This is a genomic window from Lysinibacillus sp. FW301-JW8 (genome assembly GCF_058788755.1).
This window is the reverse complement of sequence record NZ_JBYTBB010000003.1, coordinates 59,726-79,435: the sequence shown is the minus strand read 5'-3', so window position 1 is coordinate 79,435 and position 19,710 is coordinate 59,726. Positions and strand designations below refer to the sequence as shown.

Genomic DNA, 19,710 nt, shown 5'->3' with positions numbered 1-19,710 from the left:
GTGATTTAATGGGAATTGGATTTATTGTATCTTTAATTGTTATTGGCATTTGGTCGATTATTATTTCGGGAATTACAATCCAGATGAATAAAAAATATATTGTTCGCGAAAATGGAAAAATTAATTATAAAAAAACAACAATTTATTTACGTTGGAATGTATTTGATACGTTAACGCTCGTTTTAGCCATATATACAATACTTTGTATGCAGGCATTAAATATGCTTTTGTCTTTCTCACAAACAATCGAAAATCCATATGTGCAGTTTTTTACAAATCAATCGCAAGCATGGGTCATTGTAATAGTCGCAAACTTAGTTACACGTGTATCCATGACATTAAAGTCCATTAAGGCTCATTGGGGGGATGAGCTAGATGATGAGCAATGAGGAGTGGATGGAGGTCTATAAAAATGGCGGTATTGAGGGCTTTGAACAGCTCTATAGTTGTTTGTATGAGCCTCTATACTGCTTTTTATTTCGCTATACTCGTGAGGAGCAGCTAAGTATTGATATTGTACAAGATACCTTTGAGCGTTTACAATATATAAAGCAGGATTTTGATCAGCAAAAGGGAACGGTTAAAGCATTTTTATTTCAAATCGCTTATCGCTTAATGATCAATAAATTAAATCGACGTAAAAAGTGGCGCACACTCTTTCCGTTTTTAGTACCAACAGAAAGTCGTCGTCTATCGACTGATGAAAAATTAACGATACAAGAAGCCATACTTCAATTACCTGATAAGCAACGAGCTGTTATTTTGCTTGTGTATTATCATGATTTGCCACAGGAGGAAATTGCACAAATTTTGTCCATCCCACTTGGTACCGTTAAATCAAGATTACATAATGCGATAAAGGCTTTAAAGGAAGAGCTAAAGGAGGATTTCGATGCTTAAAAATGAATTTAACAAGGAGCAATGGCTAAAAGACAGCTTAGATCATGATAAAGTGGAGATTCCCAAGCAGCTAATCACATATAAGAAAAGTCGCTGGCAACGTTTTATCCAGTATTTAGCCTCTCCTACGAAAGATCCATTAGAACCTATTTGTTCATCCTCGGTCGGCTACACTTCTTTGAAACTATTGCCTATCGTCACAGCTGTATTTATTACAATTCTACAAATTTTGTTACAATAAAATGAATAACTCTTAAATATTTCACTGCCACAGTCATTAGATTGTGGTATTTTTAATGAATAGAGTACTATTTATTGTATTTTAGATTTATTTTGGGGGGGTGAATATCTTTGAAGGTTTTTAGAAATATTCCACAGCCAAACAAGATAAGAGGTCAGCTTCATAGAGCACTTATACTCATTACTTTTATCATTGGACTTTGTATATTTATTCCAACTCTTTTCATTGAGTTCCGACAAACCATTCAACATCAAAATGAAGAGATGGTAAATTATTTAAATGCTCAAACATATTTTTTTGAAAGCTGGTTAACAGAACGTTCCGGTGATATACATACTATTGCTAATTTAGACTTTGTAAAAGGTTATCATTATGAAAAGGCACAAGCTTTTTTTCAAGATTTTAAAGATAAAACAGATTTTGCGGACTTGATCTTCGTCAATAAAAAGGGCATTGTGCAATTTGATACAGTTACTGAGTTCTCAACAAATGGGACAGGTGTAAATGTACAAAATCGAGAGTATTTTCAAATTGCTAAAAAAACACAACAACCCTACATCACAGATATTTTAATCAGTAAGGTTACCAATCAGCCTATTGTTGCATTTGCCTCACCCATTTTAAATGAGCAGCAACAATTTAATGGAGTAGTTTTTGGAACCGTGAATGTCCAGACAATCAATCAGCTACTTCATGAATCAAGGGTCGGCTTTCTTGGACATGCCTATATTATGAATCAGGATGGCATGATGCTGACTGCATTAAATGTCGGAAAAAATGATAACTTATCTGAACAATTCAAAGTGGATGAGCATATTCTTAATTTCGCTGTCAATAATACTGCAAATGACCTTCATATTTATAAAGACATGAACAGGAAATGGGTGTTTGCGAAAAGTAAGTCGATCAATCAAGGGAAATGGTTTATTATTTCAGAAATTGGTTTATTCGATGCATTAAAGCCACTCATTATTCGATTTCTTCTCATAGCCATATGTATTGTCATAGGGTCATTCTTTACCATTAGAGTTATGCTACAGCTTTCAAAAAAAATTGAAGAACCCATTCAACAGCTTCTGACAGGTGTTGGAAAGGTACAGCAAGGAAATTATGAGTATCAAATAAATGAACAGCAGCTGGCGCCTTATGCACAGGAATTTCAGGAGCTTTGTTCATCCTTTAATGACATGAGCACCAAGGTCAGACAGGATACAATTTTATTGAAGGAATTATCGGTAACCTGTCAGCTGACAAAGCTCTATAACCGCCGTTACCTGATTGAGCAGGGAGAGCTTGTTTTTGAGAAATGTTTAGAAGATGAAAATGCTTGTTCATGTATAGCCATTGATATTGATTTTTTCAAAAAGGTTAATGATACTTTTGGACATTTAATTGGTGATGAAGTGTTAAAGCATGTGGCCAACATCATTTCTAATTCTGTGCGAAGAGTTGATCTAATTACAAGGTATGGGGGAGAGGAGTTTGTTATTTTATCACCAGATACATCAATAGAAAGTGCCATAAAAATTGCAGAAAGAGTTCGCGAAAATGTAGAAGCGAATCCATATACAAATGACCATTTAAAGATCAATGTAACGGTGAGTATTGGCATTGCAGAGTATGGTCAAATCAGCGATGCTTCAACATTTTATGAGCTACTTGATAAGGCTGATCAAGCTCTTTATATTGCCAAGGAAAGTGGTAGAAATCAGCTTAGAGTGTATGATAGCACAAATCAAGTAGATTCGAACTTAAATAGCTAAAAGGAGAATCTAGATGAAGGAGATTATATTAAATGAATTACAATAAATTGGAAATGATTATAAAATAAAGATTCTTTAGGAAGTATAATATTAAAGGTATGGTTAGTGCCTTTATAAAGTGGTTTGAGTGGGGGTTAGTTATGAACTAGCCCCACGTTTAGCCCCATTTTCGATAGCGCGCTCAAGGATGGGAAAACACTCACTGAGTGAAGTTTCACTTTATTGTTTTTGTACTAATTCAATAATTTGTTCTGCCATGTGCTCTGCTTGATTGATAACAGAGATTGGATCTGCTGCGAAGAAGTACTTCCCATCGAATGTAATCACTTTGTTATTTTTTACGACATCCAAATTACTCCATGTAAAAGTCGTTTCATATTCTTGATCATAATCTAAAATCCCCACATAATCCCCTACATAGTCACCTACAATTTCCCATGAAATACGTTGCTTCTGCCAATCTCCGTTACTATCTTCTATTAGTTTTTGAATAGATGTTGGTGCTGTAAGTTTTAATAAATCATACATCGCTTCACCGCCTGAGTTACCACTTGGAATCACCGCAATTTCTTTCTCTGTTAACGTAAATAGTGAGAATGTTATGCCTTCTGGGATTACGGCTTTAATTTTTTCTTCAGCTACCTTTGCACGTGCCATGTAATCTGCTATAAACTTCTTCGCATCCTCTTGGTGATTTAACATCTCGCCGATTGCTGTAATTTCTGCTTCCACGCTGTCGTAGCTAGCTGTACTGAACACAATCGTCGGTGCAATTTTTTCATATTGCTCTACATTTTTTTCGGCAAACGTAATAATTAAATCTGGTTTTAGACTAGTAGCTGTTTCTAAAGATACAGCATCTTCATTTCCAAGATCTACAATGTCCTGCCCTTGATAGTAATCTTTCTACAGATCTTATGTCCCAACAGAAACACTAGGAATACAGCTGATAAGTTTCTTATGAGTGCATCGATTGAGCCAATTTGTCTAGACAACAAATACGATCGTGAGTTTTCGCTTTTCTTCTATAGGAGAATGCGAAATTTTTGAATAAAAGGGAAATCAACCACAAGTTATGGTGAAGAACCTTAATATTAACTCTTCAAAATGTTATGATAAAACTTAAAAAAGCATTGAATTTTAACAACTTAAACTTTTATATAACTAAATATAATAAAATTGGAGTGATAGGATGGATTACGAATTAGTAAAAGAAAGAATAAAACTTATTACTTTTAGAATTAGAGAGATAGGCGGAGAAGTTCAGGAGGTCATTATTGATGAACCATCTTCTCTTGAACAAATACTTCAAACAGAAGAAAGCTTAGGGATTAAACTACCTATTAGTTTCAAGAAAGTTTTAACAGAATTCTCAGGAAATTTTAGCTTACGTTGGTTTTTACCTGACGATATGGAACAACCGAATGAATTTAGAGAATTTTTTTGTGGAACACCTCACTGGAGTTTGGAACTTCTCCCTCAATTTGAAGAAGACCGAAAAGGTTGGATAGACAATGTATTTCCGAACCCTGAAGACGAATATGATGTTGTGTGGCATAATAAATTAGCTTTTTGTGAAGTGGGAAATGGCGATTATTTTGCATTTGATATGAAAGATGATATTGATGCTCAGATAGTTTATCTTAGCCACGATGATGGAAAAGGACACGGATTTAAGATTGCAAATAATTTTATCGAATTCATTGAGAATTGGTCAAGAATAGGTTTTGTAGGGTGTGAGGATTGGCAGTGGCTACCTTTCACAACAAGTTCTATAAGCGGTATAAATCCAGATGGCGAAGCAGCAAAAAGCTTTAGGACTTGGTTGGGACTAGATATTTAATTATTTAAAAAAACATTGAATTTACTTCCAATGCTCTTTTTGGCTGTTAACTTGAATTTCTAGAAGTGTGGGTAAATGAATAATTTTTAATTAACAGGTCATACTAAAACGGATTTCACTTATGAAATCTATAATGATGAGGAGGATGGAAAATGAGTAGGTTTGAACAATTAGACCCCAAATCTCAAAAAATCCACCGCAACTGGTCAAGGATTAAGCATTCTAAATCTCAAGTAAATGGTGAAACGGAGATTACCCTCCATAACCGTCTCTTGAGAAGTGAAGCAAAGGCCCGTCAGTTTTAATCATGCTAGAAAAGTAAGTGTCATCAAGCCCAGAATTTATTCTGGGCTTTTTTATTTTGCAAGCTAAAATAGATCCAATTATTATTTTAACTTCAATTATTTTGTAATTAATTCGATATAAACTCTAACGAATTTAAAAGGGAGAGGGGGATTATGAGAAGGAAATTCACAAGCCTTAAAAAAAGATCAGGATGTTGTCACAATCGGAAAGGAAGCGCGTCGTTTATTCGATTCTCAAATTCAATTGCAAGAGGCACCAGAGGAGGTAGCTCAAAAAATAGCCTCTATGTTTAAGGATGGAGGGAAATTAAACTACATAGAAAGTGAGGAGCAGCTGGCTATTCGTGCGGAACAGCAGGCGCGATTGGATGAGGAAATTGAACATAATGTTCTTGCCATCATTATCCCGCATATTCAAACAAACGAGAAACTTGTCAATAGCTTAAAAGGTGCAAGTCAGCAAGCACTCGATGCTACATATTCAACAATATCTCAAAACCTCTTAGTGCACAATGTTGGCAATATGACGGAAGAACAGCGTCAAGCCATGATTTCACTTGGTTTAGAAAAAGCGCAATTTATTGCAGATAACTACTTAGAGGGAAAACAGGTAAAAGATTTTATGGAGGCTATGACAACAATTGCAAAATTTGCAGTCAATGGCATGAAAAATGACAATGGTACTGTTTCATATGCCATTGAAAAGGGTCCATTAGTACATGCACAGGATGATTATATCCATATAGATGATTTAGTAAAAGAGGCGTACCCTGAAAAATGGCAGAGCTTTAAAGATAAAATAGTAGCTGCTACTGAAAAACAGGATAAAGATGCCCTTGTGGAAGCATTCAAGGAATATAATCAACTGGTTAAATCGATTTATACAAACCAACCACATCTTGTGCAATAAAAATAGAAAATTATGGTAATTGGCAAGAGGACATTAAAAATACAGAGGTTTCCAAGCAATTTAATCAATTAGATAAAACCTCGCTTTCTAATTTTATGGAGGATATCAAGACAACAAATGCTTGGTTATCCAATGAGTTTTTAGCAAAGGATTTAAAATTTCCAAAGATATCTGACTAGAAATCATTAAAAGCATTTAGTCTCCATTATGTCCATATAAGGAGACTATTTGTACTGCCATGAAGGGAGAGACTAAATGGAACAAATCAAAATTAGAGTCGCCACTGAAGAGGATGTTGAAAATATGCTGGCAATACAGAGTGAAGTTTTAGTAGAAGAAGATTATCTAATCACTACGTTTGAGGAATTTCAGCAAACAATTGGAGAGCAAAAAAATTGGATACAAGCAAAATTAACAAATGAACGAGAATTAATCTTAATTGCACAATATCAAGAAAAAATAGTTGGTTGGCTTGTGTTTCAATCACCAAATCGAAAAAGATTAGCTCATACAGGTTCCTTTGGCATGATGATATTAAAAGAATATCGTGGGTTGGGGATTGGAAAACGTTTGCTTGAGAAGCTACTAAAGTGGGCAGAGCTCAATCCATATATTGAAAAGATTAGTCTTGGCGTATTTTCAACAAATGAAAGTGCCATTGCTCTATATAAAAAGATGGGATTTGTGGAGGAAGGAAGAAAAATCAATGAAATTAGGTTACATGATAAGAAATATATTGATGATATTTTAATGTATAAGATGGTTTGATTTCATTAAAATAGCTAATCAAATTCTAGGTATTAGATTTTTATAAACACAAATATACCCATTTTCAACTGGCATTGTTATTTGATTATCCTTCATTTCAACATGATCACTTGACCATCTTCATTTAGCTTAGTTACAACATTTCAAAATTCTTCTTTAGATAAAGTTAAATGTTTTCTTATATTATAATATTGTTTAAGGATAATTAAAAAGGAGAGAAAGCGATGAGTATTCCAATTCCAACCTATTTACAGCAATTTGCAAAAAATGCTCAACAACTGGGCGATATTGAATCACAATTCCAGCTTTGTTCTAGCACTGGCAATCAACAATTTGAAATTTGGTATTATGGTGATTTGTTGTCGCTTGAGGGGGAGGTAATGCCTTTCATTACAGGCTCAACCTTTAAAATCGTCGCAAAGGACCCATTAACTGCAGAGGAAATTTTACTGTTTGATGGAACCATGCATGGCTATAATGCGCTGTTTTGTGATGAATATACAGAAGAGCAACGTGTTAGCCGTTCACTTCAAAAATATAACATGCTCGCAACAGAGATTGTGTTATCATTTTTTTATAATATTGATTACGATGAAGAAATGGACGACTATGAGGTAGATGACCAAGGTTATGTACAATTAATGAGCGGAGAAACAGCAGACTGGGAAACAATAAAAAGAAATGGCTATGATGCATTTGCTTTTTACTTCCAAACAGAAGATGGGACTCTGTTAGCATTTGCACAGGAAGAATTAGCATAGCCTACAATTTAAAAACGAGTAGACACTCCAATATAGCAATCTCCTTACTCGACCGATTTAAAAGAAATTTTAAATAAAGAGGAGGTTGATAGCTATATAGATCTTTCATATAAGTTGATGGAGGAAGGTGATATGGTTACTCACCCCATTGATGGTTATCCAGTTACCATTCAAGGCGATATGTATTTGGAATGTCAACTTGTAACAAATGGCTTATATTGTGGCGACTCATCAAGTTACGATGACCCGCGCAGACAGGAATTAGAGGTTGGGTGACTGATTGGCGATTATTGCAACAAATTGTTTCTGAGGATGAGCTCGGGTTTGAGAAAGTGGTAGATTGTATTTTTGAATACGTGAGGAACATTATAAAAATAAACAATTTGAGAAGGCATGGGCTGTTTTACAATGCTTTTGAGAATAATATAGTTTAATTTCATGAGGAGGAAATATAAACAATATGAAAATACTTAATTTCACACAAGAGTTTGCCAATCAAATTATAAATTATGATTCAGTAGACGCTTTCTATAAGAGAATAATGAGAACTGTAGAACCAACGAGTATTGGCTTTATGTATATAGAGCCGGGCGGTGTCGTTGGAATGCATGAGGCCCCTGTACCACAGTTATTTATAGTCATTCAGGGGGAAGGATGGGTTTGTGGAGCAGATAAGGAGAAGGTATTTTTAAAAACAGGAGAGGGTGTTCTTTGGCAAACAGGACAAGCACATGAATCTGGAAGTGACACGGGATTAACAGCACTTGTCCTCGAATCTAAGCAACTTAATCTTACATAGTCACGAATTGAACGGAGTAGCTTTTTTCTCTACACATACACTAAGTGTGATTTCTGAAAGCATATGGATACCCTGCTGTAGTAGCGCTGAACCAATATCTTTACCCTGTGTTTCAGGAAGTACATAGATTGCCAATAGCTCAGCTTCGTCATTCTTACCATTTGAAAAATTAGCAAAGCCTACAATTGATTCTTCTAGTTCAGCAAAAAAAACGGACTGCTTTCTAGACGTTCTTTCAAGCGTGCTCTGCTATAAGAAACCTGTAGAAAACGGTCCTGAACGTCGAGAAGGGCACTGAAAAACTAAAAAAATTCACTTTTTTATATTAGAAATTTGTCTTTTGTTAGATTTGAAAACTTAAAAAAGTCGATTTGCATCACAATTTTTGTGGCAAATCGACTTTTTCAGTGCCCTCAACGTCAAGTGGGATGATATTTTCGTTATATATGATGCCAGCTTCTCGTGGCAATTTCTTGCACGAAAAAGATGTCATTCTATTGCATCTGTCGTATAATTAATGTCAACACTTTTCACCTACAATTCCAATTTTTCTATTTATTGTAACATTAAATCATACGAGAGGAGATGTCTTCATGCAGGTTGTTGAAAAAGCATTTGGCTATATTACGAGAGAGCATGAGAGGCAGTTACAGGTGCTAGTATTTGAGCAAAATACAGAAGGAGCAGGCATCCAAATTCCGAAAGGCACAATAGAGGAAGGGGAAACCCAGCTAGAGGCTGTAACTCGAGAGATGTTTGAGGAGACAGGCTTATCGCATTTAACAGTTAAGGGGTTAATTGCTGAAGATTATTTTAATCATTATTCAGGAACTTTACAAAAACGCTATTTTTATCATCTAATGACAAATGAAAAACGAGATACATGGCAGCATCATCCGACAGGCTTAAATGAAACAGGTTTTATATTCTCCTTTTATTGGATAACGGATGAGCAGGAAGTGACACTAGCAAAAGGGCATGGAGATTATTTGTATCGAGTAATGGCCCGTGTTAATCATTAAGTGTATTCCCGTTATAGAAGAATCATTTGTAGAAAACCGAAAACCAGCGAGAGACGAAGTCCGCTAGTTTTCAGCTTTAGTATTAGAAATGATCGTTGGAAAATTTAGGGGCAGCTAAAGTTTGAAAAAGTAAACCGCAACTATTTAATAAAACGATTTCATTGCCTATTTCTCCTAAATATCTTTGCACGCCTGAATGTTGAATCCCGAGCGGAAGCAGTTGCTATGGCAAAAGAGTGAAGCAAATAAAACAACCGCGTTTTTAGTTATGAGACGCGGTTGTTCTGTGTGCTAGTTTTTAAGCCTTTTCGGCAATTTCTAATGCTTGTGTGAAATCAGCGATCAGATCGTCAACATGCTCTAGTCCTACTGAGAAGCGTAATAGTCCATCAGTAATACCACGTTTTGCACGTTCCTCTGGCTCCATCGCTGCATGACTCATTTTAGCAGGATAGGATAAAATTGATTCAACACCACCAAGAGAAACAGCGAAAACAGGAATTTTCATTGCTTCTACAAGAGCTTTTGCTGCTTTGTAGCTTGGCAGGCGGAAAGATAGAACGGCGCCTGCGCTTGTGCACTGACTACGATGAATATCATAGCCGGGATGGGATTCAAGCCCAGGGTAATATACTTGCTCCACAAGAGAGTTCGCAGATAAAAATTCTGCAATTTTTTGTGCAGATTCAGCTGAGCGACTAAAGCGTACATCAGTTGTCTTTATATTTTGCAATAATGTAAAGGAATCCTGTATACCTAGAATATTGCCAAATGAATTTTGGATAAAGTAAAGGTCTTGTCCAAGCTTTTCATCGGCTGTAACAGTCAATCCTGCAATAATATCAGAGTGTCCAGATAAAAACTTTGTAGCACTATGGATGACAACATCAACACCTAGTTCAAGTGGGCGTTGGTGTAAAGGTGTCATAAATGTATTGTCTAAAAATGTTAAACAATTATGCTGTTTGGCTAAGGTAACTACACCTCGAATATCTGTAATGCCAAGAGTTGGATTCGATGGTGTTTCCATATATAGCAATTTAGTTGTAGGTGTGATAGCCGCTTCAACTGCTGCTAAATCTGTGAAATCAACAAAAGTATGCGTGATGCCAAAACGAGGTAATACTTTTGTAACAAAACGGTATGTTCCGCCATAAACATCTTCAGTCATTACAATATGATCACCCTGAGATAATAGCATCAAGGCCGCGGACACAGCGGCAATCCCAGAAGAAAATGCATGTGCACGTACTCCGCCTTCAAGTTCTGCAACTGCTTTTTCTAATGCATCTCTTGTAGGGTTACCTGAACGAGCATAATCATATTCACCAAACTCATCAATACTCTCCTGATGAAACGTCGATGATAAATACATAGGCACATTAACTGCACCTTTTTTATTAGCGTAGCCGTCACGAACACCTGCGTGAATTAGGCTTGTTTCAATACGTTGCTTCATATCTATGCCTCTTTTCTAAGGATATCGAATACTTGTTTTAAGTCAGCAATTAAATCATCAGCCTCTTCAATTCCAACTGAGAAGCGTAGTAATTGATCACATACGCCACGTTCAATACGTTCCTCATATGGCATATCTGCATGTGTTTGAGTAGCAGGATACGTAATAAAGCTTTCAACACCGCCAAGGCTCTCAGCGAACGTAATTAATTTTAAGTTACGAAGGAATGGATCAATCCAGTCAGCCTCCTGTAAACGGAAGGACAGCATACCACCTTTTCCTGTATATAATACGTCTGTTACAAGCTCTTCCTCCTCTAAATAGGCTGCAATAGCTTTAGCATTTGCATCATGCTGCTTTAGACGAAGATGCATTGTTTTTAAGCCGCGAATAAGTAACCAAGCATCCATTGCCCCTAATACCATTCCGCTGCCATTATGAAGAAAGGCAATACGTTCTGCTAGTTCAGCGCCTTTTGCAACAACTAAACCTGCTAAGACATCATTATGACCACCAATATACTTAGTAGCCGAATGAATAACAATATCTGCACCTAATTCGATTGGGCGTTGGAAATATGGCGTATAGAATGTGTTATCAACAATTAACCATGCACCATGCTTGTGGGCTAATTCCGCGTATGTTTGCAAATCAAATTCCTGCATAAGTGGGTTTGTCGGAGTTTCAATAAAAAGGGCACGCGTATTGTCATTGATTAAAGCTTCAACCTGTTCAACGGTTTCAAATTTTGAGTAAATAGGCTTAATATTATATGTCTCTTCGAAGAAATTAAAAAGTCGATATGTACCTCCATATAAATCATCAGGCACGACTAATTCATCACCAGGCTTAAATAATGATAGAATTAGCTGAATGGCTGCCATACCTGAGCTACAGGCAAAGCCCATGTCCCCACCCTCTAAATCTGCAATTCCTTCCTCTAGTAAGGTACGGGTAGGATTTTTTGTACGTGTATAGTCAAAACCAGTGGATTCTCCAATCCCTGTATGCTTGTACGCTGTTGATAGATGGATCGGTGGGCTGACAGCGCCTGTTCTTGGATCACTTAAATTGCCAAGCTGTACAAGTTTTGTTTCAATACTTCTGTTGATTGTCATATCGTCACTCTTTTCTTCATCATAGTCATGGAAAGAGTCAAATTTTCTCTTTATCCATATTCTCAATAATTGTTACCAATTTAACATGTATAGTAAAGAAGAACAAGATGATTTCAGAAAATTAGCTAGATTATTTAAGGTAAATCGCCTAGGAATAGTAGGAGATGATAGAAGGAGGAGTATCCTAGAGTAATAGGTGGAACAGGAATGCTAAAAATGTGTCCCTATTGCTAGTAAGGCAAGGGATTATATTTCCGTCTGGTATTTAAATCATGACACTTTACTCAAAAAGCTTCCATAATTGTTGTTTTAAAAATAAAAGAATCTGCCTGCTTCCTAATAGGAAATGCGACAGATTCTTTTAGAAATATTATGCTTGTTCTTTTTTTAATAAATCTCGAATTTCCTTCAGCAGCTCTTCCTTCGTATCTAATTCAGGTGCTGGTTCTTCCACAATTGCTTCTTCTTTTTTACGAGAAAACTTGGTCATAATTCGTAATGCCATAAAAATTGCGAAGGCAATTATTAAAAAGTCAATAATCGACTGTAAAAACTCACCCAATTTAACGGAGGCATCTCCAGAGCCATAAACAAAGCTTTCTGTTAGATCGATACCACCAGTTAAAATTCCGACTAATGGCATAATAATATTTGCAACTAAGGAGGTAACAATTTTACCGAAAGCACCACCAATTACTACTGCTACAGCAAGATCGACAATATTGCCTTTCATAGCAAACTCTTTAAAGTCTTTCCACAAAATAAATTCCTCCTATAATTATCCATACAAAATAATCAAAATATATTTTACTATATTTATCCCGATCTTTTCAACTGTTAAAATAGTGGAAATTATATATTTGAAAAACCTACTACAAAAAACGACAAATTTGGTAATATAGAAAGAGAAAAATTAATTAGGTGTGAATTATGAAAAACATGAAGAAAAAACCATTATCAACATCCGTTCAATTGGGAATGATAGCACTATTAGTACCAATAGCAATAACCATTTTTGTCCTTGCTTTTTTTGCTTGGAAGGAGCTTCAAACACTACCGATATTCGAGAAAATTGCTCAACAACGGGCAATAGAAGAAATTCAACAAAATTTTGATATGAAAATTCCTGAACAATTTATTCCAATTTATGTAGCAGCAGAGGAGCGATATGGTGTGCCATGGACTTTACTAGCAGCCCATCATCGAATTGAAACTCGCTTTTCCTCCATGAAATCCCTTGTTTCACCAGCAGGGGCTGAAGGTCACATGCAATTTATGCCTTGTACATTCGTGGGCTGGAAACATCCTTCCTGTTCAGGCTTAGGGAAAGGAAATATTTCAAAAACAGAACTAATGAGTCCAGAAGCCATAAAGAAATACGGTGGATATGGTATTGATGCTAATGGTGATGGAATTGCTGATCCATATGATATTGAGGATGCTGTTTATAGTGCGGCAAACTATTTATCAAAATACGGTGCAGCAGATGGAGATGTAAAACAGGCTGTTTTTCAGTACAATCATAGTGATGAATACGTTGAAAAGGTGTTACATTATTTCAATTTATATAATGATTATCATGATGAGTTGAAACAAGCAATGCTGTTAAATGACAAAAAGTAAAGAGCCACCAAAATTGATGGCTCTTTCCAACATATTTAGGTTGCTTTACGCATACTCTTTAAAATAATGCTTACGATGAAGATAAGCACAATCGCACCAATTAATGCTGGGAATACGTAAAAATCACTAACTCTCCAACCCCAGTTGCCCAGAACCATACTACCAACCCATGAACCGACAATCCCCGCAACGATATTTCCAATGATGCCGCCAGGTACATCTTTTCCTAAAATGACGCCAGCTAACCAACCTAAAATACCGCCGATGATTAAATACCAAATGAAGCTAATCATTTTCTTCATCTCCTTAAAATTAAGATATAATGGCGATTACTTAGTTATACCCTGAAAAGGGCATATTAAACGCACCTAGCTTCTATGGTTTTTATTACAAATCCATGATATGGCTTTTATTTTTGAATTACTGTTGCACCTAATGTATGTTCAAAATGACGTAATGCCCATTCATGACCTGCAGTATCAAAACTTGCAACACCACGTGCATAAACAACTGTGGAAATACCCAAATTATAAGCATCGACAGCTGTATGTAATACGCAAATATCCGTACATACACCAACTAAATGAATTTCTTCGATGCCACGTTCTTTCAATAATATGGATAAATTGGTGCCTGCAAATGCACTATAACGTGTTTTATCAAGCCATAATACCTTATCTTTGTAAAGATTATACATTTCACCTGTTTGCCCATATAAATGGCGTCCCTTTGTGCCACGAATATTGTGTGGAGGAAATAGCTTTGTTTCAGGATGAAAGCTATCATTTTCCTCATGTAAATCATTGGCAAAAACAACGAATTCTTGATCAGCAATAAATTGTTCAATTAAGGAAGCTATTTTTTCGTCTAATGCTTGACCGGGTTCACCACATGTTAGTTTTCCGTCAGAGGCTACAAAATCATACGTATAATCGATAACTAATAACGCTTTTTTCAATTTTTCCACTCTCCTAATAGGTATAATTTCACTTTTATCATGCCATATTTGGGCCTGATTGTCAGAAAAATGATTATATTTTAATATTAAGAATAGTTTGAAAATTGGTTTTCGAGTGAGTATAATATGAAAAAAGGAGAGTGTTATTTATGGATATTACAATTATGAAGCGTTTAAATCGACAAGGTTTACTTATTGCAGGTTTACATTTAGTTGTGATGCTAAATATAGCAGCAGATTTTATTTTCGCCTCTTAAGCTAATAATAATAATATAGAAAGGTGAGTTTAATGCTTGTCGAAAACTAAAGCAACCGTGATGGCTATTCTGATGATATGTCCACGGTTGTTTTTTGTTGTCTTGAACTATTATATGAAAAACTTTTGAAATCGTGATATGAAAAGGAATTTTTTAGACAATTAACAAATACATAGTACATGTAAAGGAGTGATTGGATGACAACAAGATTTGACCAAGCTTTTCAAGAAATAGAGCGGCCATTTGCTTGGATAGATTTTGATGCTTTAGATAAAAATATTGCAACTGTTCGCAATGATTGCGGAGAAAAAAATATCCGAATTGCTACAAAATCGATTCGCTCTGTAGAGATACTACGTTATATACATGATAACCTTCCAAATAGTATTGGATATATGACGTTTACAGCTGCTGAGACTCTTTTCTTATTGCAGCAGCATTTTGACGATGTATTACTTGGCTATCCAGTAATGGAAGAAGACTCAGTACGACAGTTATTACACTTCGTAAAAGCAGGAAAAACGGTCACTTTTATGGTGGATAAGCAGGAGCATGTGACATTTTTAGCTGGGCTAGGACAAGAGCTTGGCGTTCGTGTGCAGGTATGTATAGATATTAATGTGTCCAATGATTTTAAATTTCTTTATTTCGGTACAAAACGTTCTTCACTTTATTCATTAGAGTCATTAACACCGTTTTTGAAATTTATAGAACAACAGCCATATATCGAGATAGTGGGGGCTATGGGCTATGAGGCACAAATTGCTGGAGTGGGCAATCGCCCTGCAAATGCTATAAAAGGAAGAATAATAGACGCTATGCAGCAACAAGCTAAAAAACAAGTTACTCAGTTCCGCCGATTAGCCATTGCTCATATAAAGGCGTATTTTCCTAAAGTGCGCTTTATCAATGGTGGCGGTTCAGGAAGTATGGCGTATACTGCTCAGCAGAGAGAAGTAACGGAAATAACAGTGGGCTCAGCATTTTATGCACCAGCACTGTTTGATCAGTTCACACATTTACAACTTGAAAAGGCAGCTGGATTTGCTTTAAGAGTAACGAGGAAGCCAGAAGAAAATATTGTTGTTTGTCATGGAGGAGGATACACTGCCTCTGGAGCAATCGGTGCTGATCGTTTACCGGTATTCTACGAGCCTGCCTTTTATTCATATCTTAGCTTAGAAGGAGCAGGGGAAGTTCAGTCACCGATTAAGGTAAAGCATAAAAAAATTAGAGTAGGTGATACATTGTATTTTCGACATGCAAAGGCAGGAGAGCTTTGTGAACGGTTTCAAAAGCTGCATGGTATACGAGGGGACGAATATACAGGGGCTTATAATACTTATAGGGGGGATGGACAATGTTTTCTTTAGAGAAATGGAAAAATGGTGAAAAATGGACAAATTGGGCTGGCAATGTAATCTCTTATCCAGGCGAGATGTATTTGCCCCAATCGATTGAGGATATAGTCAATATAGTGAAGCAAGCACGTGAATCGGGAAAAACAATTCGTGTCACAGGTGCGGCTCACTCCTTTAGTGCTGTAGCTATGCCTGAGCATATCGCACTTTCTTTACATAATATGCGTGGGCTTATAGCTGTAAATGAGGAAAAGCAAGAGGCAACTCTATGGGCTGGAACCTATTTATATGAAATAGGACCTTTGCTTGCAAAACATGGCTTTGCTCTTAGTAATATGGGAGATATTCAGGAGCAATCCATTGCAGGAGCTGTGTCAACAGGTACACATGGAACAGGGGTAACACTAGGCTCGTTATCTTCAACAGTAACAAAATGGGGGTTTATTGACGGTACTGGGACTTATCTAGAGCATACTAGAGGCTTGGATGATTTATCTGAAGCTTTACATGTATCACTTGGTATGCTTGGTGTGCTTGTGAAGGTGACCATTAAAGTAATACCTCTTTATGGCTTACATTATGTAGGAACAAGGGATAAGCTGACAAACGGACTGACAAACTTTGCAGAGGATATTCGACAGCATCGTCATGTGGAATGGTTTTATTTTCCTGGAAGTGAAACCATACAGGTTAAACGCATGAATGTGGTAGACCCAGTTTATCAGAGTGATTGGAGCAAGAGAATTGAAACAATGAAACTTCAAATAGTAGAAAACGGTGCTTTTTTTGCAATGTCTGAGCTTTGTAAATGGAAACCTTCGTTAAGTGGTGCTATGAGTAAAATAGCTGCAGCAAATGTTGTAGAAGGGGAGAAAACAGGTATTAGTTATGAAATTTATCCATCCCCAAGAAGCGTAAGATTCCAAGAGAGTGAATATGCTATTCCATTAATATATTTCGAAGCCTGTATGGAGGAGATACATGCAACTTTCAAAAAGGGGCATTTTAATGTTCATTTTCCATTAGAATGTAGAACTACAGCGGGGGAAGCGGGTTATTTAAGTCCTACACAGGGACAAGAATCAGCCTTTATTGCTTTTCATATGTATAAAGGAATGCCTGAAGGACCTTATTTTGAATGGGTTCATACGATGATGAAGAAATATAGGGGACGTCCACATTGGGGAAAACAAAACCATTTAACAGCTCAATATGTGTACGAACTATATCCAGATATCGAGAAGTTTTTAGCGATCCGTCGTCAGTATGATCCAGATAATGTGTTTTTTACTGGTTATTTAAGTAAATTATTTACATTATAGACGTTGTTTTATACTGTAGTTTTCCACTCATCTTTAAATGAATTAGGGAATCTGCACGAAGATAATTTATGAAAAATTTAAATTTGAACGAAATGTCAAAAAATTTATCAAAACGAGATAAAAGTGATGCTTAATCAGCATGAAAACGATTTCAAATTTGACGAATAATTTAAATTGTTTAAACAATTCAAAAAATACTGTTGACGAGACCTTTTTTTCGTACTATGATAACAACAATTTAACACGTTCGTTATAGCAGTTAGCTGTCTTTTCAGGCAGATAACATATAGACAAAAACAAAATAGACAGAACATTTTGTATATAGCAACGAACATAGCAATAAATGAGGGGCGTTTAAAATGAGAAGTGACATGATAAAAGTAGGCGTAGATCGTGCGCCGCATCGAAGCCTTTTATATGCAACAGGCAAAGTAAAAGCAAAAGATTTAGGCAAGCCATTTATTGGGGTTTGTAATTCTTACATTGACATTATACCAGGTCACGTTCATTTACGTACATTTGCTGATGTTGTCAAAGAAGCCATTATTGAAGCAGGAGGAATTCCATTCGAGTTTAATACTATCGGTGTAGATGATGGAATTGCGATGGGGCATATTGGTATGCGTTATTCCTTACCGAGCCGTGAAATTATCGCAGACTCTGCGGAAACTGTAATTAATGCACACTGGTTTGATGGAGTATTCTACATTCCAAACTGTGACAAAATTACACCGGGGATGCTAATGGCAGCAGTTCGTACTAACGTACCATCAATTTTCGTTTCTGGTGGTCCAATGGAGGCTGGTACTTCTGCATCAGGCAAGCAACTATCATTAACTTCTGTATTTGAAGGGGTAGGGGCACATAAATCAGGGAAAATGTCAGCTGAAGAGCTATTAGATATTGAAAATAACGCATGTCCAACATGTGGCTCATGCTCAGGAATGTTCACAGCAAACTCTATGAACTGCTTAATGGAAATGTTAGGTGTAGCTTTACCAGGTAATGGTACAATCGTTGCTACATCTGAAGAACGCCATCTGCTTATAAAAGAGGCGGCTAAACAGCTAGTTCGTATGATTAAAGAAGATGTTAAGCCTCGTGACATTATTACAAAAGAGGCAATTGATGATGCATTTGCACTGGATATGGCGATGGGTGGATCAACAAACACGGTCCTTCATACGTTAGCCATTGCTAATGAGGCTGAAATCGATTATAACATTGAAGATATTAATAAAGTGGCAGAACGTGTTCCATATCTAGCAAAAATTATGCCAGCTTCAGATCTTTCAATGGATGATATTAATAAAGCAGGTGGCGTTAGTGCCATTATTAATGAATTAGTATCTATTCCGGGAGCTATTCATCCGGATCGTCCAACAGTTGCTGGTGTAACTATGGGAGAACTTGTAAAGGATTATCACATCACAAATGATCAAGTTATCCGCACAAAAGACAATCCATATAGCCCAGTCGGTGGCTTATCAGTTTTATTTGGTAATATCGCACCAGAAGGCTCTGTTATTAAAGTAGGAGCTGTAGACCCTTCTATTCAGGTATTCAGAGGCGAAGCAATCGTCTTTGATTCACAGGAAGCGGCACAAGAAAATATTGATAATGGAATAGTGAAAGAGGGCCATGTAGTCGTCATTCGCTACGAAGGACCTAAAGGTGGCCCAGGGATGCCTGAAATGCTCGCACCAACATCTGCGATTCAAGGTCGAGGTCTTGGCACAAAGGTTGCATTAATTACAGATGGACGTTTCTCAGGTGCATCTCGCGGTATTTCAATTGGACATATTTCACCAGAAGCAGCAGAAGGTGGTCCAATCGCATTAGTTGAAAACGGTGATATCATCACAATTGATCTACCAAATCGTACAATTAATTTAGAAGTTTCAGATGAAGTTTTAGCTGAACGTCGTGCAAAACTACCAGTATTTGAACCAAAAATTAAACGTGGTTGGCTTGCAAGATATTCGAAATTAGTAACAAACGCTTCTACAGGTGGCGTGATGAAAATTTAACAATTTGATATGTTAAAACGTTGATGAGGTTAAAGGTTCTAGAGCCTTGTATCTACCAGAGAGCCGGTCGTGCTGGAAGCCGGCGATACAACTAGATCCGACATCCCCTCGGAGTGAGCTATTAAACGCAGTTGCCATTAGATAGCTCCGGGCATAATCGAAAGTGCTCGTTATTAATGAATAAATGTTTTATGACGCCGTATTGGATGCGATGATTTCGCATTGGTCCATAAATGCTTTCATTTATTCACGAGGTAGCAAGTTTTTTGC

The 19,710-nt window shown here is 36.5% G+C and carries 21 protein-coding genes and 2 pseudogenes; 16 read left to right on the top strand and 7 right to left on the bottom strand.

Annotated elements, in window-relative coordinates:
- The first annotated feature begins 8 nt into the window (after positions 1 to 8).
- From AC3WOM_RS02130 to AC3WOM_RS02115, 4 genes are all read left to right on the top strand, one after another.
- Positions 9 to 389, top strand: coding sequence for a group-specific protein (locus AC3WOM_RS02130; protein WP_429990036.1), 381 nt, complete (start codon positions 9 to 11; stop codon positions 387 to 389).
- A 7-nt stretch (positions 390 to 396) separates the two neighbouring features.
- Positions 397 to 900, top strand: coding sequence for an RNA polymerase sigma factor (locus tag AC3WOM_RS02125; RefSeq protein WP_492444769.1), 504 nt, complete (start codon positions 397 to 399; stop codon positions 898 to 900).
- Positions 893 to 1,141 carry a hypothetical protein gene (locus tag AC3WOM_RS02120; protein ID WP_427549742.1) on the top strand — a complete coding sequence of 83 codons (249 nt, stop codon included), beginning with the start codon at positions 893 to 895 and terminating at the stop codon, positions 1,139 to 1,141. Before AC3WOM_RS02125 ends, AC3WOM_RS02120 begins: the two co-directional genes overlap by 8 nt.
- 110 nt (positions 1,142 to 1,251) lie before the next feature.
- Positions 1,252 to 2,904, top strand: a complete 1,653-nt coding sequence (locus AC3WOM_RS02115) for a sensor domain-containing diguanylate cyclase (RefSeq protein ID WP_492444677.1) — start codon at positions 1,252 to 1,254, stop codon at positions 2,902 to 2,904.
- 219 nt (positions 2,905 to 3,123) lie between these two features.
- On the opposite strand, the pseudogene AC3WOM_RS02110 reads toward AC3WOM_RS02115, so the two are convergent.
- Positions 3,124 to 3,789 (bottom strand): annotated as a pseudogene (locus AC3WOM_RS02110) (ABC transporter substrate-binding protein); the annotation flags it as partial.
- Positions 3,790 to 4,096: 307 nt separating this feature from the next.
- Here AC3WOM_RS02110 and AC3WOM_RS02105 point away from each other — a divergent pair.
- The 7 genes from AC3WOM_RS02105 to AC3WOM_RS02075 all read left to right on the top strand — a co-directional run bounded on the left by AC3WOM_RS02105 (position 4,097) and on the right by AC3WOM_RS02075 (position 8,290).
- Positions 4,097 to 4,747, top strand: coding sequence for an SMI1/KNR4 family protein (locus tag AC3WOM_RS02105; RefSeq protein ID WP_492444675.1), 651 nt, complete (start codon positions 4,097 to 4,099; stop codon positions 4,745 to 4,747).
- Positions 4,748 to 4,899: 152 nt separating this feature from the next.
- Positions 4,900 to 5,052 (top strand): YpzG family protein, encoded by a 153-nt coding sequence (locus tag AC3WOM_RS02100; RefSeq protein WP_427549751.1) that lies wholly within the window; start codon positions 4,900 to 4,902, stop codon positions 5,050 to 5,052.
- A gap of 244 nt (positions 5,053 to 5,296) precedes the next feature.
- A complete protein-coding gene (locus AC3WOM_RS02095; RefSeq protein WP_492444673.1) occupies positions 5,297 to 5,962 on the top strand; it encodes a hypothetical protein in 666 nt (221 codons plus the stop codon).
- Between the two features lie 255 nt (positions 5,963 to 6,217).
- Entirely contained in the window at positions 6,218 to 6,730 is a 513-nt protein-coding gene (locus AC3WOM_RS02090) for a GNAT family N-acetyltransferase (RefSeq protein ID WP_492444671.1), read from the top strand.
- A 224-nt stretch (positions 6,731 to 6,954) separates the two neighbouring features.
- Positions 6,955 to 7,491, top strand: a complete 537-nt coding sequence (locus tag AC3WOM_RS02085; protein ID WP_492444670.1) for a hypothetical protein — start codon at positions 6,955 to 6,957, stop codon at positions 7,489 to 7,491.
- A 132-nt stretch (positions 7,492 to 7,623) separates the two neighbouring features.
- Positions 7,624 to 7,767: a hypothetical protein gene (locus tag AC3WOM_RS02080; protein WP_492444668.1), complete on the top strand. Its 144-nt coding sequence runs from the start codon at positions 7,624 to 7,626 to the stop codon at positions 7,765 to 7,767.
- Positions 7,768 to 7,951: 184 nt separating this feature from the next.
- Positions 7,952 to 8,290, top strand: a complete 339-nt coding sequence (locus AC3WOM_RS02075) for a cupin domain-containing protein (RefSeq protein WP_427550093.1) — start codon at positions 7,952 to 7,954, stop codon at positions 8,288 to 8,290.
- Here the strand turns inward: AC3WOM_RS02075 and AC3WOM_RS02070 are convergent.
- Positions 8,291 to 8,506 (bottom strand): annotated as a pseudogene (locus AC3WOM_RS02070) (GNAT family N-acetyltransferase); the annotation flags it as partial. It lies immediately after the preceding gene.
- 377 nt (positions 8,507 to 8,883) lie between these two features.
- On the opposite strand from AC3WOM_RS02070, the gene AC3WOM_RS02065 reads away from it, so the two are divergent.
- Complete coding sequence (locus AC3WOM_RS02065; RefSeq protein ID WP_492444666.1) at positions 8,884 to 9,312, top strand: NUDIX hydrolase; 429 nt, start codon at positions 8,884 to 8,886, stop codon at positions 9,310 to 9,312.
- Between the two features lie 298 nt (positions 9,313 to 9,610).
- Here AC3WOM_RS02065 and AC3WOM_RS02060 read toward each other — a convergent pair whose 3' ends face one another.
- The 3 genes from AC3WOM_RS02060 to mscL all read right to left on the bottom strand — a co-directional run bounded on the left by AC3WOM_RS02060 (position 9,611) and on the right by mscL (position 12,649).
- Positions 9,611 to 10,771 carry an aminotransferase class I/II-fold pyridoxal phosphate-dependent enzyme gene (locus AC3WOM_RS02060; RefSeq protein WP_492444665.1) on the bottom strand — a complete coding sequence of 387 codons (1,161 nt, stop codon included), beginning with the start codon at positions 10,769 to 10,771 and terminating at the stop codon, positions 9,611 to 9,613.
- Between the two features lie 2 nt (positions 10,772 to 10,773).
- Complete coding sequence (locus tag AC3WOM_RS02055; protein ID WP_492444663.1) at positions 10,774 to 11,889, bottom strand: methionine biosynthesis PLP-dependent protein; 1,116 nt, start codon at positions 11,887 to 11,889, stop codon at positions 10,774 to 10,776.
- Between the two features lie 370 nt (positions 11,890 to 12,259).
- Positions 12,260 to 12,649: a large conductance mechanosensitive channel protein MscL gene (gene mscL, locus AC3WOM_RS02050; protein WP_492444661.1), complete on the bottom strand. Its 390-nt coding sequence runs from the start codon at positions 12,647 to 12,649 to the stop codon at positions 12,260 to 12,262.
- Between the two features lie 167 nt (positions 12,650 to 12,816).
- Here mscL and AC3WOM_RS02045 point away from each other — a divergent pair, with 167 nt between their 5' ends.
- Complete coding sequence (locus AC3WOM_RS02045) at positions 12,817 to 13,512, top strand: lytic transglycosylase domain-containing protein (RefSeq protein ID WP_492444767.1); 696 nt, start codon at positions 12,817 to 12,819, stop codon at positions 13,510 to 13,512.
- A 35-nt stretch (positions 13,513 to 13,547) separates the two neighbouring features.
- On the opposite strand, the gene AC3WOM_RS02040 is transcribed toward AC3WOM_RS02045, so the two are convergent.
- Together AC3WOM_RS02040 and AC3WOM_RS02035 are read right to left on the bottom strand one after the other, a co-directional pair.
- Complete coding sequence (locus AC3WOM_RS02040) at positions 13,548 to 13,805, bottom strand: GlsB/YeaQ/YmgE family stress response membrane protein (RefSeq protein ID WP_054771849.1); 258 nt, start codon at positions 13,803 to 13,805, stop codon at positions 13,548 to 13,550.
- 116 nt (positions 13,806 to 13,921) lie between these two features.
- The gene (locus tag AC3WOM_RS02035; protein ID WP_427542704.1) at positions 13,922 to 14,470 is read right to left on the bottom strand and encodes a cysteine hydrolase family protein; all 549 of its coding nucleotides are present in this window, start codon (positions 14,468 to 14,470) and stop codon (positions 13,922 to 13,924) included.
- Positions 14,471 to 14,924: 454 nt separating this feature from the next.
- On the opposite strand from AC3WOM_RS02035, the gene AC3WOM_RS02030 reads away from it, so the two are divergent.
- From AC3WOM_RS02030 to ilvD, 3 genes are all read left to right on the top strand, one after another.
- A complete protein-coding gene (locus AC3WOM_RS02030; RefSeq protein ID WP_492444660.1) occupies positions 14,925 to 16,100 on the top strand; it encodes an amino acid deaminase/aldolase in 1,176 nt (391 codons plus the stop codon).
- On the top strand, positions 16,088 to 17,410 hold the full coding sequence (locus AC3WOM_RS02025; RefSeq protein WP_492444659.1) for a D-arabinono-1,4-lactone oxidase: 1,323 nt from the start codon (positions 16,088 to 16,090) through the stop codon (positions 17,408 to 17,410). The genes AC3WOM_RS02030 and AC3WOM_RS02025 overlap by 13 nt, the downstream gene beginning before the upstream one ends.
- Positions 17,411 to 17,769: 359 nt before the next feature.
- Positions 17,770 to 19,440 carry a dihydroxy-acid dehydratase gene (ilvD, locus tag AC3WOM_RS02020; RefSeq protein ID WP_492444657.1) on the top strand — a complete coding sequence of 557 codons (1,671 nt, stop codon included), beginning with the start codon at positions 17,770 to 17,772 and terminating at the stop codon, positions 19,438 to 19,440.
- Positions 19,441 to 19,710: the final 270 nt, after the last annotated feature.